The sequence below is a fragment of the Streptomyces sp. NPDC058985 genome, assembly GCF_042740985.1.
GTDB lineage: Bacteria > Actinomycetota > Actinomycetes > Streptomycetales > Streptomycetaceae > Streptomyces.
Map to the genome: position 1 here is coordinate 77,690 of NZ_JBHYJX010000027.1, position 16,891 is coordinate 94,580.

10 protein-coding genes are annotated in these 16,891 nt (G+C 69.8%); 8 read left to right on the forward strand and 2 right to left on the reverse strand.

The window, feature by feature from the left end:
• The first annotated feature begins 202 nt into the window (after positions 1 to 202).
• From ACFW01_RS23025 to ACFW01_RS23045, 5 genes are all read left to right on the forward strand, one after another.
• On the forward strand, positions 203 to 2,326 hold the full coding sequence (locus ACFW01_RS23025) for an AAA family ATPase (protein WP_384506152.1): 2,124 nt from the start codon (positions 203 to 205) through the stop codon (positions 2,324 to 2,326).
• On the forward strand, positions 2,319 to 3,557 hold the full coding sequence (locus ACFW01_RS23030; protein ID WP_384506155.1) for an McrC family protein: 1,239 nt from the start codon (positions 2,319 to 2,321) through the stop codon (positions 3,555 to 3,557). The genes ACFW01_RS23025 and ACFW01_RS23030 overlap by 8 nt, the downstream gene beginning before the upstream one ends.
• Before the next feature lie 655 nt (positions 3,558 to 4,212).
• Entirely contained in the window at positions 4,213 to 5,205 is a 993-nt protein-coding gene (locus ACFW01_RS23035; protein WP_384506158.1) for a hypothetical protein, read from the forward strand.
• Positions 5,202 to 5,624: a hypothetical protein gene (locus tag ACFW01_RS23040; protein ID WP_384506161.1), complete on the forward strand. Its 423-nt coding sequence runs from the start codon at positions 5,202 to 5,204 to the stop codon at positions 5,622 to 5,624. The genes ACFW01_RS23035 and ACFW01_RS23040 overlap by 4 nt, the downstream gene beginning before the upstream one ends.
• Before the next feature lie 11 nt (positions 5,625 to 5,635).
• Entirely contained in the window at positions 5,636 to 7,273 is a 1,638-nt protein-coding gene (locus ACFW01_RS23045; protein WP_234955464.1) for a hypothetical protein, read from the forward strand.
• 101 nt (positions 7,274 to 7,374) lie between these two features.
• Here ACFW01_RS23045 and ACFW01_RS23050 read toward each other — a convergent pair whose 3' ends face one another.
• Positions 7,375 to 9,624, reverse strand: coding sequence for a DUF2786 domain-containing protein (locus ACFW01_RS23050; protein WP_384506165.1), 2,250 nt, complete (start codon positions 9,622 to 9,624; stop codon positions 7,375 to 7,377).
• A 191-nt stretch (positions 9,625 to 9,815) separates the two neighbouring features.
• Between ACFW01_RS23050 and ACFW01_RS23055 the strand changes: the two genes are divergently transcribed.
• From ACFW01_RS23055 to ACFW01_RS23065, 3 genes are read left to right on the forward strand one after another with little or no spacing between them, the layout of a single operon-like run.
• Positions 9,816 to 11,618, forward strand: a complete 1,803-nt coding sequence (locus ACFW01_RS23055) for a DUF4357 domain-containing protein (RefSeq protein ID WP_384506168.1) — start codon at positions 9,816 to 9,818, stop codon at positions 11,616 to 11,618.
• Positions 11,615 to 12,850, forward strand: coding sequence for an McrC family protein (locus ACFW01_RS23060; protein WP_384506171.1), 1,236 nt, complete (start codon positions 11,615 to 11,617; stop codon positions 12,848 to 12,850). The genes ACFW01_RS23055 and ACFW01_RS23060 overlap by 4 nt, the downstream gene beginning before the upstream one ends.
• Positions 12,851 to 12,890: 40 nt before the next feature.
• The gene (locus ACFW01_RS23065; RefSeq protein WP_234960555.1) at positions 12,891 to 15,050 is read left to right on the forward strand and encodes a UvrD-helicase domain-containing protein; all 2,160 of its coding nucleotides are present in this window, start codon (positions 12,891 to 12,893) and stop codon (positions 15,048 to 15,050) included.
• Between the two features lie 9 nt (positions 15,051 to 15,059).
• Here the strand turns inward: ACFW01_RS23065 and ACFW01_RS23070 are convergent, their stop codons facing one another.
• A complete protein-coding gene (locus ACFW01_RS23070; RefSeq protein WP_384506174.1) occupies positions 15,060 to 16,712 on the reverse strand; it encodes an N-6 DNA methylase in 1,653 nt (550 codons plus the stop codon).
• Positions 16,713 to 16,891: the final 179 nt, after the last annotated feature.

Consider the following 16,891-nt stretch of genomic DNA (forward strand, 5'->3'; position numbering starts at 1 on the left):
TGTCCGAAGAAGTCCTGACCAAGGTGTCAGGCTCCCCCGGAGCACCGGTGACTCACCGCCGGCTGAGGGGCATTGATCCTGCGGCAACTTCCTCCAGTGCGTACCTGCGTTGTTTCTCTGCCGGCCACCTGGTCGCACTCCGGAAGTTACCCAACTTCGCCGAGCGATGGGGCGCCACGTCGCACTCCGGCATGATGGCCCCATGACGAACGGGGTGGATGTGCGCGCGGCTGCGGCCGAGTTCGACCGGACGGCAGTAGCGGACGCCGAGTCGGCCGCCGAGGACGAGCGCAAGCAGGTGCTCTCCCGGTTTCCGCTGGAGGAGTGGGCGGAGCTGCCGCTGGAGCGCTACGCCCTCGGGCAGGGTGAGGCGCCCGGGTCGGGGCCGACGTACTGCCGGCTCATGGAATTCGGCACCCCGCACCTGGGAAGCATCAAGGGCGGCAGTGCCGCGAAGCACATCATGTTCCACCACAACTCCGGTGAATGGCGCCTGGCCGCTCCGCTGAAGGGGATGGATCCGCAGGACGCCTGGGCGGAACTGCGAGGACAGTTCGTCCGGGCCTTCGACGCCGTCGGGGCAGGGGACTTCGACGCCTTGGACGACCTCAAGGTGCTGCGCTACGGACCAGCACTGGTGACGAAGACCTTGGCGACCTACTTCCCCGAGCATTTTCTGCCGATCTACGCGGGGGAACACCTACGCAGGTTCGTCACCCTGCTTCTGGGTGACGTGGACCAGGGCGACGCCTCGGCCTGGCGCGTCAATCGCCGCCTGCTCAAACTCGTCCGCGTCCAGCCGGAGTTCGACGGCTGGACCAGCCATGAAGTGATGCGTTTCCTGTACGAGCACTTCGACCCTCGGCCCCGGCAACGCACCATCTGGAAGATCGCCCCGGGCGAGCGCGGCCGGCTGTGGGAGGAATGCCGGGACGGCGGGTTCATCTGCGTCGGGTGGGACGAGCTCGGCGATCTCGGCCAGTACCAGAGCGACACGGAGCTGAAGCAGGCCCTGGGCGCGCACTGGCCGCGCAGCAGTGGCGGAAGCCTGACCCTCGCCCGCCGGCTACTGGCCTTCCGGGACCTGGAGACGGGAGACCGGATCGTGGCCAACCGCGGGACGGACGAGGTCCTGGCCACCGGCAAGGTCGACGGGAGCTACCGCTACGACCCGGACCGGCCGGAGTTCCACCACGTCGTCCCGGTGACCTGGGACCTCTCCCACGCGCAGAAACTGTCCAAGCCCCAGCACGGTTGGCGGTCCACCTTCGCCAAGGTCGACCCCTCCCTCTTCGCCAGGTTCACCGCGCACGACGTCGGCTCCGGCTCCGACTCCGCCGCGGGTGCGAACCAGGCACAGGCGGGCATGCCCGTCGCACTGCCCGAGGACGTACAGGCCGTACTGGACGCCCTGGAACGCAAAGGCCAGGTGATCCTTCACGGACCGCCCGGTACGGGCAAGACGCGGCTCGCGCTCGGCGCCGCCCTCGCCCTGGACGGCCGCGCGGGCGTGCTCGGCGCCGATGCCGACGCCCGCCAACGTGCCCGGGCGCAGAGCGAGATGCTGCACGGCGACCGTATCCACATGGTCACCTTCCATCCCTCGTACGGGTACGAGGACTTTGTCGAGGGCTTCAAGCCGGACCTGAGTGCTACCGGCCCGGGGCTCTCCCTCGCCCTCACCGACGGTCTGTTCCACGGCCTGTGCAGCCGGGCAGCCGCCCATCCCGATCAGACGTTCCTGCTGGTCATCGACGAGATCAACCGCGGTGACCTGCCCCGGATCTTCGGCGAGTTGATCACGCTCCTCGAACTCGACAAACGGAACCTGCCGGTCGCCCTGCCCGTCAGCAAGCGAAGTTTCTCCGTCCCGCCGAACGTCCGGGTCATCGGCACGATGAACACCGCCGACCGGAGCATCAGCCACCTGGACGCCGCGGTCCGCCGCCGTTTCGCCTTCCTGCACGTGGGCCCGGACCCCGACGCCGTCTCCGGAACCGTCGGCCCCCTGGACCTGGCCGCGTTCTTCGAATCCCTCAACAGTCGCATTTCCCACCATCTCGACGCCGACCACCAGATCGGGCACGCGTATCTGCTGCGCGACGGTGAGCCCCTCGCAACCGAGGAGGATCTGGCCGCGGCCTTCCACCACGAGGTGATCCCCCTCCTGGAGGACTACTGCCTCGGCCGGGCGGATCTGCTGCACCGCATCCTCGGCGCCCTGGTCGACGCCGAGACCGGGCGTCCGCTCCTCATGCCCCCGCAGGACCTGGCGGACGCACTGGCGACCGAGTTCACCAGCGGCGCCAACGGTCCGGATGTCTGACAGCACGCCGGTCCAGCTCGGCGAGTACGAGTCCGCTCCGCTCGAGCCCGGTCAGCTCACTTCCCGGGACATCGACCGTCTGCACGCACTCCAGGCACGGGGCCGTCTCACCCTGACCAGGGAGCGCACCGGGTGGCGGCTCAAGGCCGACGCAACCGTCGGAGTCCTGGTCCTCGACCGTGTCCGCGTGGTGATCTCGCCCAAGTTCGCCATTCCCGGAGAGCAGCTCATGAGCTGGCTCGCCTACGCACTCGGCACGCCCGTCCCGGCGACGGCCAGGCGGTGGGCCACCGGCCCCGAGGGATACGCCGATCTGGTCGCCGCCGCCCTGCTCGAAGAGTGTGAGCGGCTCCTGCGGGAGGGACTGCGCCGGGACTACGTGCGCCGCCGGAGTGTCGAACCGGTGCTGCGGGGGCGTCTGGACGTGGCCGCCCAGGCCACCCGCCGCTTCGGGCAACTGGACCAGCTGCACGTGCGCACCTTCGACCGGGAGGCGGACATCTGGGACAACCGCGTTCTCGGGAGCGCACTGAGGGCGGCTCTCGGTCTCACTGCCAGCCCTGACCTGGCCCGTGCCCTGCACGGAGCCGCCGGCACCTTCCCGCAGGCCCCGACCCCGGCCGCGGCACTCCGCGCCTTGGACCGCACCCGCTACACGCGCCTCAACACCCGCTACCGCCCCGCCCACACCTGGGCCCGCCTGCTGCTGCGCGGGGGCGGTGTGACGGACCTGCTCAGCGACCAGGGCGCCATGGCGGATGGTCTTCTGCTCGCCATGCCCGCCCTCTGGGAAGCCGTCGTCCGCCGCCTCGGTACCGAGGCCTTCGGCCCGCACGGCGGCCACGCCGTATCCGGCGGGAGCGGCGTCGGCATCACCGTCCGCGGAGACCTGGGCAACGGCTCGGCCTTCCGGCCCGATCTCCTGCTCAGCCTTCCGGGACATGACGCGGCACAGCGCACGCTGCTGCCGGTGGACGCCAAGTACAAGCGTTACGACCGTCACGCGGTGAGCTCGGACGACGTCCACCAGCTCCTCACCTACAGCAGCGGCTACGCGTCCGCCGACACGCCGCTCGCCGTCATCGTCCATCCCCGGCCGGGCGGCCACGCCCAGCGGACCCTCCGGGTGCGCGGCCCCAGCGGCCTGTTGGGCATCATCCCCGTCCTCGGCGTGGACACCCGCGCCACACCCGAGCAGGCGGCGGCCTGGATCGGCTCAGTGCTGGGCTGAACATCCGACGCCGAGCGGTCGATGACGGCCGCCGCGGGTCGTGAGGTGGTCGGCGGGCGTCCATCTCGACGGACGCATCAGTCGAACACGCTCCCGAGTCAGGTATGACACTAGAGCACATGTACACAGAAGGCTTCATCCATGAATCCATGAAAGCCTGTTGACGTCGCTAACACACTTCCGCCATGCTCGAATCGACAACGGCTCATCGTCCCCTCGCGTCGCCTTGGGCACACCCACCGCAGCCGTCCAGAGCACCTAAGGAAGTCCGAGCGATGAGCGACACCACCAGCCTTCGTGACCTGCTTCTCGCCCGGCTGCCCGAATCAGGGCTCTCTGCCGAGGAGCAGGCCCTGCTGCGCGATCTGCTGCCCGCCTCTCAGCCCCGGAACAGTCGCCATTCCGGGACCGTGTACATGCGGTCCATCACAGCTTCCGGCTGGCGCGGCATCGGCCCCACCGCCACCGTCCGGCTGAAGCCCGGCCCCGGTCTGACGCTGGTGGCGGGTCGCAACGGCTCCGGCAAACGGTTCGTGACCCACGCGAGCTGGCCGACCGTGCGGAACGCGCCGAGGCAGTCCTCGGTGATGCCTGTGATCAGGTCCGTGAGGACGCCCGCCGACGCGTCACAGTGCAGGACGGCCGCTGGCAGCCCGTGGCCGTACGCCTGTCCACATGGTTGGTGCAGGCGGAGGCCGCGCAGGCGGCGAAACCCGCCCGCAAGCAGGTCAAGGCCGTACGCGACTGGGTGCGGGCGCTCACCGACGAGTTGCGGGACGCCAGGTTCAAGCCGTTCGCCGAGCAGTCCGGGCAGATCTGGCGGCTGTTGTGCGAGCGCAGCAGCGTGTCGCTGGGTGCGATCGGGCTCACGGGTGTCGGCCCGCAGCGGCAGGTCAGTCTCCCCGTCTCCGTGGACGACGCCGACGCGCCCGCCTTCGGCGTCATGAGCCAGGGCGAACTGCACTCACTCGCCCTCTCCCTGTTCGTCCCGCGCGCCACCCACCGGGTCAGTCCCTTCGGTTTCCTGGTCATCGACGACCCGGTGCAGTCCATGGACCCGGAGAAGGTCGACGGCCTCGCCAAGGTTCTCGACCTGTACGCGCAGCACCGGCAGGTCGTCGTCTTCACTCACGACACCCGGCTCGAAGAGGCCGTCCAGCGCCTCGGTCTGCGGGCGACGGTCCTGCGGGTGTCCCGGCAGACCGACTCCGTCGTCCACGTCGCCTCCGTCAGCGACCCCGTGAGCCAGGCCCTGGCGGAGGCACGGGCCATCGCCCTCGATCCGCACCTGCCGCCGGAAGTCGCCGACCGGGTGCTGCCCTCGATGTGCCGTCTGGCGCTGGAGGCCGCCTACCAGGACACCGCGCGGCGCGCTCTGCGCGAGGCCGGGGTCGGGCAACGCGACATCCAGGAGCGGGTCACCCGGCCAGGTCCCCTCACCGGCCTCGCGGCCCTCGCCATGGGTATGCCGGGCAAGGAGGGACGCGAGGTGCTGGACGCCGTCGCCCGCGACCATGGCACGTGGGCCAGGGAGTTGATCCAGGGGCTGAACCAGGCATCGCACCAGGCACCGGCCAAGCCCGTCGGGGACCGCGCGGCCCTGGTCGACCGTACGAAGCGCCTCGCAAAGGAGGTCTTGGCCCGGTGACCACTCCCGCGCGCTCATCCCCCCGCGTCCTCCCCACGAGCGAACTTCTCTCCGCCGCAGAGCAGTTGCTCAATCCATCGGACGGCACCACGCTCTCCCCCGGTGTCCGGGCGCGCGCCGCGGCCACCCTGCTCCGGCTGGCCCTCGACGAGACCCTCGACGTCTTCTGGCGGTCGGTCAGCCCTCGCATGACCCGCAGCACTGGCCGCACCCGCATGCTCTGCCTGCAGTGGTACGTCAGCCCCTCCGTCGCACGCCAGTGGTACACCGTCTGGTCCGGCCTCAGCGCCGCGTGTCACTACCACACGTACGACCTGCCTCCCACCCCCGCCGAGGTACGGGCCTGGCACCAGGACGTGAGCGAACTGCTGCGCATCCTGGCCGCGTCCGCGCCCGAACCACACCGCCGCAACACGTGAGGAGCAGACCGATGGACACACGCCGCTACCGCATGGTGGTCACCAGCCGAACCGACTACGTGCGCACCGGTGCACTCGTCGACGAGCAACTCCGCCGCTGGCTCGCCCAACCACCCAAGCGTTACAACGTCGACGCGTTCGCCGAGGGCCGCAATGAGATAGCCGGAGGAGTCACGCTCGACCACGACTCCGTCACAGGGGTCTCCGGTGCCTACGGACGATGGCGGCTCCGGGAGACCGCGCCCGGCGGCACCTGGCAGACCACCCTCGTGACGCGGCAGATCACCGACGGGCCGACCTGGGTCCAGCTCGACGTCGAGCACCTTCCCGACGACGCCGAAGCGGCCCCGGTGCCGGCCAAGACTCCCCGGCTCGCGAGGCACCTGCTGGAGGCGCTCGACGCGCACGACGGCCTGGCAGACGTGACGGCCATGCCCCAAGTCGTCGAGGCCGAGGATGTCGAGGCGGTCATCGACGAACTGTGCGACGCCGACCGGCGCCTCCCCGTCGTCATGGCGAGCACGCCGTACGACGTCGACTTCGACGACTGGCTGGAGGGCACGATCGACCCTCTCGTCCGTCCCCTGGTCGGGCTGGCGATCCTCTACGTGCTCACCCCGAAAGCCGAGTCGGTCTTCAACCGGGCCCTGGAACACCATCGCGTGTACAACGGCGGGATCCGCACCTACCTGCCGGGCGTCGACCCGGCCTGGCCCGCCGACGGCCAGCGGCACCGTGTGATGTCGAAACGGCTGATCACGGAGAATCCTCGGCTCGCCGCCCGCATCCTGAACCAGCTCCCTCAGGGACTGGCCACCCGGTTGCCGTTGCCCGACGCCCTGGACTCCGTGCCGCTCATGCGGACACGAGCCAGGGACGGAGTCGGCGGCTCCGAACAGGAACGGCTGCGCGACGAGAACGACGCCCTGCACGAGATCCTGGAGGAGGCGGCACGCGAACAGCGCGTCAGGGCCGACGAGATCCGTGACCTCAAGCGGGAGCTGCGTCAGGCGGAGAACAACGAGGTGCAGGCCGTCGTCGACTACGACGAGCAGTACAAGGAACTCCACCGGGCCAAGGCGCAGATACGGGAACTTCAGAGAGAACTCCTCAGGCTCGGCGCCGCCGAGCAGGCGTACGCGGCGGTAGAACCTTCGCTGGACGCGCCCACCTCCTTCGCCGAGATCCTGGACCGGATCGGCGACATGCGGCGCGTCCACTTCAGCGGCCGGCGCAAGGACACCCTGGAACTCGACGACCAGGCCTACGGCTCGTCCTGGGTCCGGATGGCCTGGGACGCACTGCTGGCACTCCAGGACTTCGCGGAAGCCGTCGCGAGCGGCGAGGCGAACTGCGACTTCAAGCAGTGGTGTGCGGACGCACCCGACGGAGCGCATGTCATCTCGCCCCGCAAGGTCGTCAGGGACGAGTCGAAGTCCGTGAAGGCGAACGGTGAGTGGAGCCGGGCGCGCACATTCCCCGTGCCCCGCCACGTGCATCCGGACGGGAAGCTGTTCATGGGCGCCCACCTGCGGATCGGCGGTGGCAACACCATCGCGCCCCGCCTGCACTACTACGACGGAGCCTGTACCGATCACGGAATCTACGTCGGCTACATGGGTCCGCACCTGACCAACACCATGACATGACCTGACGCGGCCCCCGCAAGGACCACCGCGCCCCGGCCGACCGGTGCGGGACGGGGGGCTTCCCCGCCCCGCAACCTCCTGGTCACCAGGCGACACGTGGCTCAGAGGGCGAGCTGGGGAGCCTGGCCCTCTTCGTCGAAGGCAGGTCCACCGATGTCGGCGTCCCGCCCGTCGGCGACCCCTTGCCAGTAGCCGGTGCCCTTGAACTTCGTCGGACGGGTCTTGTTCAGCTTCGGGTACTGGGCGGCGAGCCGCGCCTCGACCACCTTTGTCCGGTCGGCGAGGACCAGCGCCACGCTGCGGCCGTCCCGCCCCTCTCCCTCCGCTTCGGTTCGCTGCTCGGCGGCGGCCCTCGCAGCCTGCTGGGCGGCACCGATCCGAGCGGTCACCTCACGGATGAAGCCGAGCATCCATGAACGCTTGTAGGCGCGGGCGTCCTCGCCTTCGGGGCGATGCAGGCGGTCCGCACGGTCCGCGCCCTCCAACATCTGCAGACGCAGGCTCGCGAACAGCACCTCGGTGGCCTGGATGTCGGCCTCGAAACCGAAGAGGTGGACACGGTGACGGTTGGCCTTCCCACCGGGGTACACCGATCGGCAGCGCATCTCGTAGCCGATCCTGGCGAGCAGCCGTCGCCCCTCCTTGACGTAGGGCGGGTGCAGGTCGACGATCCGGTCCGCGGGCCGCTCGGGCTCTGTCACGTCGTCGAGCATGGCCTGCTCGATGCCGTACTTGGCCATGAGCTCGGTGGCCTTGGCCAGGTAGACGCGGGCCTCTTCCTCGGTGGCGCCTGCGTTCTCCGCCTTCCGCAGCAGCGACCTGACCTTGCCGAGCAGCGCCTCGGGCAGTCCGTCGCGCACGGCCCGGGGGCCGGACCCGGACATGCCGGAGCCGGACGAGGTGCGGTCGTCGGCGCGCGTCCGGGCGTCCGCCGCGTCGCTCTCGTCCCTGCCTTCGTCGTCCTCCCGGGCGATCAGGTCCGCCAGGTCCTCCGGGTCCGGGACCAGTTCCGACAGCACCTTGAGCGCCCAGAGCCGCCACGCGACGGTGTCGTCACGACGGACCCGTGCTCGCACCGAGCGAAGCCGCTGGAAACTTCCGTCGGCACGCCGTACGAGGAACTCCAGCCGTGCGTGGCCGAGTTGGGCGACCGCCAGCAGCGCACACAGGTCGAAGGCGCGGTCCGGGTCGTAGGCGATCTCGATCCCGGGTTCGGGGTACCACTCCTCCTGCTCGTCGTCCGGGCCCCCGAATCCGAACAGGTCGGTCAGCAGGCTCTGCGTCGCCGTGCCGGTCCTGACCCGCACGACGGACGTCGACGGCTTCCCGGAGTAGGCCAGCGCGGCCGCCCGCTCTTCGCGGGAGGCCACGACGCGGTACCAGACGGGAACCGTACCGAGCATGCCGTGCCAGGTGGTCTCCCCCCGATCATGGTGCTCCCGCGCCTGCTGTTCGACGTCCGTGCCGAGCCGCTCGTCCCGCCAGGCATCCGCGCCGGGCTGTTCCTGCGCGTCGAGGAAGGCGTCCAGGTAGTCGGCGGCGGAGCGTCGCGCACCGTGCTTGCTGTCACCGAGCAGAGCCCGCTCGCACAGGGAGAGGGCGTCGATGACCGGCTGGAGTACGAGCGACATGTATCGCTTGACCGCTTCGGACAGCTCCACGAGGAAAGCCCGGGTGGCCTCCGATCCGGTGGCCTGCTGTCTGCGGCGCCACACTTCGAGCTGTTCGACGCAGGCCTGCTGCTCGGCCAGCCACACCAGGTGCCCCGCGCCCTGGAGGTGTTCCTCCCGCAGCAGCACCGCGTCCTGGACCGCGGCAAGGGTACCGGGTGCGTCCAGCACGGCCTGTGCCAGAAACCGCAACGGCTCCGGCTCGTCGGCGAAGAACTCGGCGGGCGTGAGGAGTTGCCTGCCGTGTCGGCGTGGCATCGACTCCGGACGGTCGATCTCACCGTCCCACGGGATCTCCGCCGACCACCGTGCCCGCCACCCCGCGAAGTCGGCGGCCGGGTCACCGGTTCCCGGCTGAATCCGACTCCACCACCACAGCAGCATCTCCTCCCAGCCTTCGGCGTTCCAGGACCACAAGGCCGGCTCAACGCTCGCCGCCAGCCGGGACCGGAGTTCTCGTACCGCTCCCTCCAGATCGTGGAGGGGTCCCCCGGGTATCAGCCGCTCCAGCCAGTGGACCGTCTCCGCCACGGACTGGGCCCGCGCCTCGTCCGCGGCCACCCGCGCGGTCGTGACCGCCGCGACCAGTGTCAGGTCACCCAGATCGGTGGGAAGCAGCCTCAACAGCCGCGGCCCCGCTGTCTCCAGGACGGTTGCGAGGTCCCCGGCTCTGGTCTTCATCCAATCCGCTCGCCCCTGCCGGAACTCCTGCTCCGACAACCCGCCCGTACCGCTCATCGCTGTCATGTGATCCCCTCCCCGATGCGAAAGGACATCCTAGGAAGCCGGGTCGCGTGTGAGAGAAGCCGGGCTGTCGGCGGTGGCCACTACGCTGCAGGCAGCAGAGGACGGTACGTGCTGAGGGGATGTCCATGGCCGACGAGTTTCCCGAGTTCCGGCTGAGGCTGCCGAACGGCAAGATGGCGGCCCGGGGACGGGTGCTCCCCGAGAAGGGGATGAACGGAAGTCTGAAATTCCTCGTCCTCGCCGGTTCGCCCGTACATCCCGAGGCAACCCCCGGCATCCCGCCGTACCCCGCGGCCCAACGGGAGAAGCTCGTGGCGGACGGCGGCATCCGCAGGGAGTCGGACCGGTGGCCGGATCACTGGGAGACGACACGGGACATCGAGTGCAACTCCCCTTCCGCGGCCGCCTCCGTGGTGGCGGGGCGCAGCACCGACGGTTTGGCGCAGTGGCGCACGGAGGAAGGCTTCCCGCTCGTCGACTACCTCGGAAGCTCGTGGCGCACGCCGCACAAGACCTGGCTGGTGCGGGGATCCAATGTGTCCGGACGCGACCTGGTGCGGCGGCTGTGGGTGCCGGACGGCTGGGTGACGCTCGCGGCCACGCATCTGCCGCAGGTGGACGAGGCGGACCCCACCAAGAGCGTGCTGCGGCGGTACGTCCAGGAGGGGTACGACGCCACCACCTCGTACAGCCAGAAGCAGACCATGGTCGACGAGCTGCACTACTTCCTGACACAGATGCGATTGGGTGACACCCTCTGCGCCATCTCCGACGGGCAGTTGTACGTGGGCACGGTCACCGGTGAGGCCGAGCAGGTCGAGTCCGAGGGCGGGCTGTCCAATCTGCGCCGGAGGGCCAGGTGGAGGCCGTCCGGAATCCCGTACGACGAGGTGCCGGAGGCCCTCCAGCAGAAGCTCTCGATCCAGCACGACGTCGTCGACCTGACTCCCGTCCAGGCCCTTGTCGAAGGACTGGGCCGAAGCGACGAAGAGCTGACGGCGGAGGCCAGGGCCATAGACCGGGACCCGAGCGTCGAACTCCCGGCGATCGTCGCCCGCCGCGAGCCCGAACTACCCGACCCCACGGACGAACTGGCGGGCGAGCTGCTCGTACACGACACCGCGTGGCTGCGCGAGGTGCGTGAACTGCTGGCAGACGAGCGGCAGCTGGTGCTGTACGGGCCGCCCGGTACCGGCAAGACCTACCTGGCGCTGAGACTCGCCGAGTTCCTCGGCGGCGGTCCCGAGCAGGTCAAGCTCGTGCAGTTCCACCCGTCGTACGCCTACGAGGACTTCTTCGAGGGCTTCCGGCCCCAGGAGGACGCGCAGACCAGGGAGGTCGCCTTCCGGCTCTCCGCGGGCCCGCTGCGCGAACTCGCCGACCTGGCAGCCCGTGAGGGCAACCGGCACATCCCGCATTTCCTGATCATCGACGAGATCAACCGGGCCAACCTGGCGAAGGTCTTCGGCGAGCTGTACTTCCTGTTGGAATACCGCAACAAGTCGGTGCGGCTCACCTACTCCGGCGACGACTTCGCGCTGCCGCCGAACCTGTTCGTGATCGGCACGATGAACACCGCCGACCGCTCGATCGCTCTCGTGGACGCCGCGATGCGCCGCCGATTCGCCTTCGTCGAGCTGTCACCGCGTACGGAACCCACACGCGGCCTGCTGCGCCGCTGGCTGGCCGGAGAAGGCAAGGACCCGGAGCCCGCCGACCTGCTCGATGTGCTGAACTCACGCATCGACGATCCCGACTTCCACATCGGGCCCTCGTACCTGATGAAGAAGGGTGTGTACCGCGAGGGCGGCCTGGAGCGGACCTGGCGTACGAAGATCCTCCCCCTCCTTGAAGAGCACCACTACGGGGAGGGCCTGGACATCGAGAAGCGGTACGGGCTGGCCGCGCTGCGGGAGTCCCTGGCGTGACGCCCGCCGGGGAGGCCGTGCGGTCCGTGGAACTCGTCGAGCACGCGCCGGCGACCCGTCTCGCGCTGCCGGACGCCGTCGGTCGTGCCCTTGCCGCTTCCGACGTCGTGGACGCGGCCCCGGACCCGTACACGCCCGGGTTCTGGTCCCTGAGAGCCGGCAGCAAGGTCGGGGCGGTGGCCGTCACGGCCCCGGGGGGTGGGGCCCCGGTCACGGTGCGGGTCACACCCAAGGTGTCCATCGCCCGGCTCTTCTTCCTGCTCGGCTACACGTCTGATCCGCGACGAAGTTGGCGGGACGGGGAGGTCGCGGTCGCCGAGCACCGCGACCTGCTGCCGGCGCTCGCCCACGCCGTGGAGCGGCAGGTGGACCGGGCCCTGCGACAAGGCCTGTTGCAGGGATACCGGGAGACCGAGGAATCAGCGCTCGTCGTCCGCGGCCGGATCAGGGAGGCCGAACAGATCCGGCGCCGGTTCGGGGCCGTGCTGCCGGTGGAGGTGGCGTACGACGAGTTCACGACCGACATCGCGGAGAACCGCATCCTGCGCACGGCCGTCGAGCGTTTCCTCCGGCTGCCCGGCATACCGCGCGACGTCCGTCGCAGACTGCTGCACCAACGTGCCCGGCTGGCCGACGTCACCACCATCGTGCGCGGACAGCCGATCCCCGACTGGCGTCCCACCCGCCTCAACTCCCGTTATCACCGGGCCTTGCGTCTCGCACGCGTCGTCCTGGACGGTGCCTCCGTCGAGCACACGCCCGGCGGTCTGCGCATCGACGGGTTTCTGTTCGACATGAACAAGCTCTTCGAGGACTTCGTGACGGTCGCCTTGCGTGAGGCCTTCCGAACCATGGACTCGGGTCACACCGTCCGGTTCCAGGACGCGCACCACCTCGACGAGGCCGCGGCGATCCGCATGAAGCCCGACTTCGTGCTGTACGGGCGCGCCGGCGTCCCGTGCGCGGTCGTGGACGCCAAGTACAAGGCGGAGAAACGGGGCGGCTACCCGGACGCCGACCTCTATCAGATGCTGGCGTACTGCACAGCCCTCGACCTGCGTGAGGGCCACCTCGTCTATGCGAAGGGCAATGCCCCGCACGCCTCCCACCAGGTACGTCACGCGGGCACCGTCATCCATCAGCACGCCCTCGACCTGGGCCTGCAGCCCGCCGGACTGCTCACGGAGGTCGGGGAACTGGCCCAGCGGCTGGTGGACACCCCGCGCGTATGATCGACTGCGGAGTGTCCGACCAGGGTGGGGAGTTCACCTCGTGCCGCAGCTCGCGTTCGCCAACAGTTTCTGGGAGAGCTACGACTCCCTGGAGAAGCCCGTCAAGGCCGGCGTGCGCAAGGCGATGCAGAAGTTCCAGCTGCTCTCCGTGCCCCAGCTGCACGCGGACAAGGGACTCCACCTCGAGTCCGTGCAGAACGCGCAGGACACCCGCATGCGGACGATCCGCATCAACGACTTCTGGCGCGGAGTCGTCCTCGCCCCGGACGACGGCAGCGATGTGTTCCTGCTCGTCAACGTCGTGCGGCACGACGACGCGTACACCTGGGCGGCCAAGCGGCTGTACACGACGAACTCCGCGACGCGCGCCCTCGAAGTCCGCAACGTGGTCGCGCTCGAACAGCTGACTCCGGCCCTGGAGAAGGCGGCTGCCGCCGCCGACTCCCTGCTCTTCGCGAAGTACTCGGACGGCGTGCTGCGCGAACTGGGCATCGACGAGCAGGTGCTGCGCGCGGTGCGGACCATCGTCGACGAGGCGCAGCTCAAGGCGTTCGAGACACTGCTGCCGGAAGACCAGTGCGAGGTGCTCCAGTACCTCGCCGAAGGGTTCGGTCCCGACGAGGTGTACCGGGACGTGGTCGCCGTCCGCCGCCCGGTCGACGCGGGCCCCGACCCCGACGAGAGCCTCGCCGTCGCCATCGCCAACACCACGAGCCGCATCAAGCTGGTCAGTGGTCCCGAAGAGCTGGCGGACATCTTGGAGAAGCCGTTCACGGCCTGGCGGGTGTTCCTGCACCCCTCACAGCGCCGGGTCGCCTACCGGGTGTCGTACGGCGGCCCGGTCCAGATCACGGGCGGCCCCGGCACGGGCAAGACGGTCGCGGCCCTGCACCGCGTCAAGCACCTCCTCTCCCGCTCGACGGAGACCCGCGTCCTGCTGACCACCTACACGAACGCGCTGGCCTCCTCCTTGCGCGAGAACCTGTCACTGCTCCTGGACGATGACCAGGCGCTGCTCGGCCGCGTCGATGTGACCACGGTCAACGCCTACGCGCACGGTGTCGTGGCCCGCCTCGACGGCCGGGCCCCCTCCCCCGTCAACGACCGGGACGAGAGGCAGCTGTGGCAGCGGGTCGTCAAACAGCTGGGCCTGCCGTGGACGGAACAGTTCCTGGCCCAGGAGTACCGGAATGTCGTTCTCGCTCAGGACCTGCGCACCGCCGACGCCTACCGCAGCGCCCTGCGGCGCGGACGCGGCAGCGCGTTGCCGTCGGCGCGACGCGATCAACTGTGGTCGGCCGTCGAGCTGTTCGAGTCGATGCTGCGCGCGCAGAAGGCGACCACACACCTGAAGGTGTGCGCGCGTGCGGCCGACCTCCTGGCCGGGACGGCTCCCACGCACGACCACGTCGTGGTCGACGAAGCGCAGGATCTGCATCCCGCGCAGTGGCGAGTCCTGCGCGGCGCGGTGGCGGCCGGCGGTGACGACCTGTTCATCACGGGCGACCCGCACCAGCGCATCTACGACTCGAAGGTGTCCCTCGGCTCCCTGGGTATCCCGGTGACCGGCAGGACGCACCGTCTTCGGATCAACTACCGCTCGACGGAGGAGATCCTGGTCTGGTCGACGGGCATTCTCAGCCCGGTCTCGGTCGACGACCTGGGTGGCGAGGGCAGCGACACCCTGGCCGGCTACCGCTCCCTGCTGCACGGCCGCCGGCCGTACGTGAACGGGTACGGCTCCGAGCAGGCGGAGGTCGCCGCACTCGTCGAACGCGTCGAGGGCTGGATCGCCCAGGGCATCCGGCCGTCGGAGATCGGGGTGTGCGCGCGGTTCAACGTGCTGCTCGACAAGGCCTACGGCAAGCTGGCCGCGGCCGGGATCCCCGTCGTCCGGGTCAGGGACAGCCCAGGGCCCGACCAGGACGGGGTACGGCTCGCCACCATGCACGCCATGAAGGGGCTGGAGTTCCGCTGTGTCGCGGTCCTGGGCGTGACGGCCGGCGCGGTGCCGTTCGCCCGCGAGGTGACGCCGGCCTCCGTGGACGCACTGCAGCGCGACGCGGATCTGCTGCGCGAGCGGTGTCTGCTGTTCGTGGCGTGCACCCGGGCACGGGAGGCACTGTCGGTGACCTGGAGCGGTCGGCCAGCCAGTTCGTTCGTACCCCGACCTGATCGGCCCGCGGACGAGACGATCTGACGGGCTGCGTCACTTCTCCGGGGTGAGTGCTCCGTTGCCGAGCCCGTCCCTCGCCAGGGCTGTCACGTCCCGGCTCAGCTCGACCACTCTCCGCGCCCGCTCCTCGAACTCCTGGAGCGCGCGGAAGGCCGCCCCGTAACGCCGCTGTTCGGTGATGTCCATCTGCGGGATGCGGGCGCCCTTGCTGTCGAGACGGAAGGTGCCGCTGGTGCTGGTCGAGCGCCGGGTGTTGCCGGCACTGCGCAGGAAGCCCTGGAGATAGTCGGTGTCGAGCTGGTCGCTGGCCGAGACCGGTTCCGGATCTCCGTACTCGACGAGCCCTGCGCGCGCGAGGTCGGCGACGCTGACGGTAGGTCCGTCCGGAGAGTTGGGGCCGTCGCCCGCGACCAAGGCCGGCAGCAACTCGGCCAGCAGCCGGACGTGCTCCGTCAACTCCCTTCGCAGGGTCTGATATTCGACCGCGTAGTCGCGATGGGAATCCTCGACATGACGTCCTGGCGTGAGGTCCACGGCATCGTCGAGCAGATCGATCAGGGGCACGTCCGCGATCTGCTCGGGGTCCGGTTCCAGTGAGCCGTCCGGATCGACGGCCGTCAGATCGACCATGCGGACGCTGGTGGCGGCATCCCCCGGGGTCGGAGGGCGACGCAGCTGCCAGAGGTGGACCGGAAGCGCATGCGAGGCCGCCGTGCCGGAGGGAAGGGCGGTGACCTGGGTGAGGATGCCACGTCGTACGAGCTCTGCGCGGATACGGCGGCCGGCCTTGCGGTAGGCGACCGAGGCAGGCAGGACCATGAGGACCCGGCCGCCGGGCGCGGTGTGCGCGTACGCGTGCTGCAACCAGGCGAGTTCACCTTCGGCACGAGAGGGGGTACCGAACTCCCAGCGCGAGTCGAGCAACAGATCCTCGCGTCCCCAGTCCGGTTCACCGACCGGCGGATCACAGACAACCAGGTCGGCCTTGAGGGTCGTCCACTGGTCATCGCGCAGGGAATCGCCGGCGACGATGTCGGCACCGACGTTCGCGGTGAGGACGGCCCTCAGCTGTGCGAACGTGGCCCTGCGGGCGTCGGCCTCCTGCCCGCAGCGCCTTGGACCGCGCTCTGAGCCGACGGCGAGCAGGAGGGAGCCGATCCCGCAGGCCGGGTCGAAGAGGGTCGCGTCAGGTGCCACCTCACCGGCGAAGTGGCGTACGGCGCGAACGGCGCGTGATGGGGTGACCTGGTCCGATCCTGCTCGGCGTACGGAGTCGGTGAAGCGCTCCGCCAGGGCGCTCACCGCCTCTGCCGCGCCACCGCTCTCGGCGAGATCGCGCGCGAGCCGGGCGACGTCCGCCGGAAGCTCCTCAACAGCCTCTCCCTCGATGAGGAAGCGGGCGACGTCCACGAGCCCGGCGAGCATGTCGTCGCCGTAGGCTCCACGCAGCGCCTGCCACAACTGCACCTCCACGGAGACTTCCTGCCCCTTGTGCTGCCTGTCCAGCCAGGCCTGCACCTCGGCCAGGTCGAACAGCGGACTGTTGACGCCGCCGCCGACAGGCGTGGGGAAGTCGCCGTAACGTCGCCGCCAGTTCGAGACCGCGGCACGGGTGACACCAGCCAGCCGTGCGATCTCGGAGCCGGTGACCAGCGGGGTGGCCTTCGAGGCGGGGGTGTCCGTCATACGGGCAACCGTACACAGGGCTCATGCCTCTATCAATGTATGCATTTGTTGACGCCGTCAACGAGGATCTGGCGACACGTCGTGTACTGGCTGTAACAGCCTTTCTCGATCGACACGACCGGCTGGGCACCTCCAGCAGCAGATCGAGCGCCGCCTCCTCGTGCAGGGCGATGCCCAGG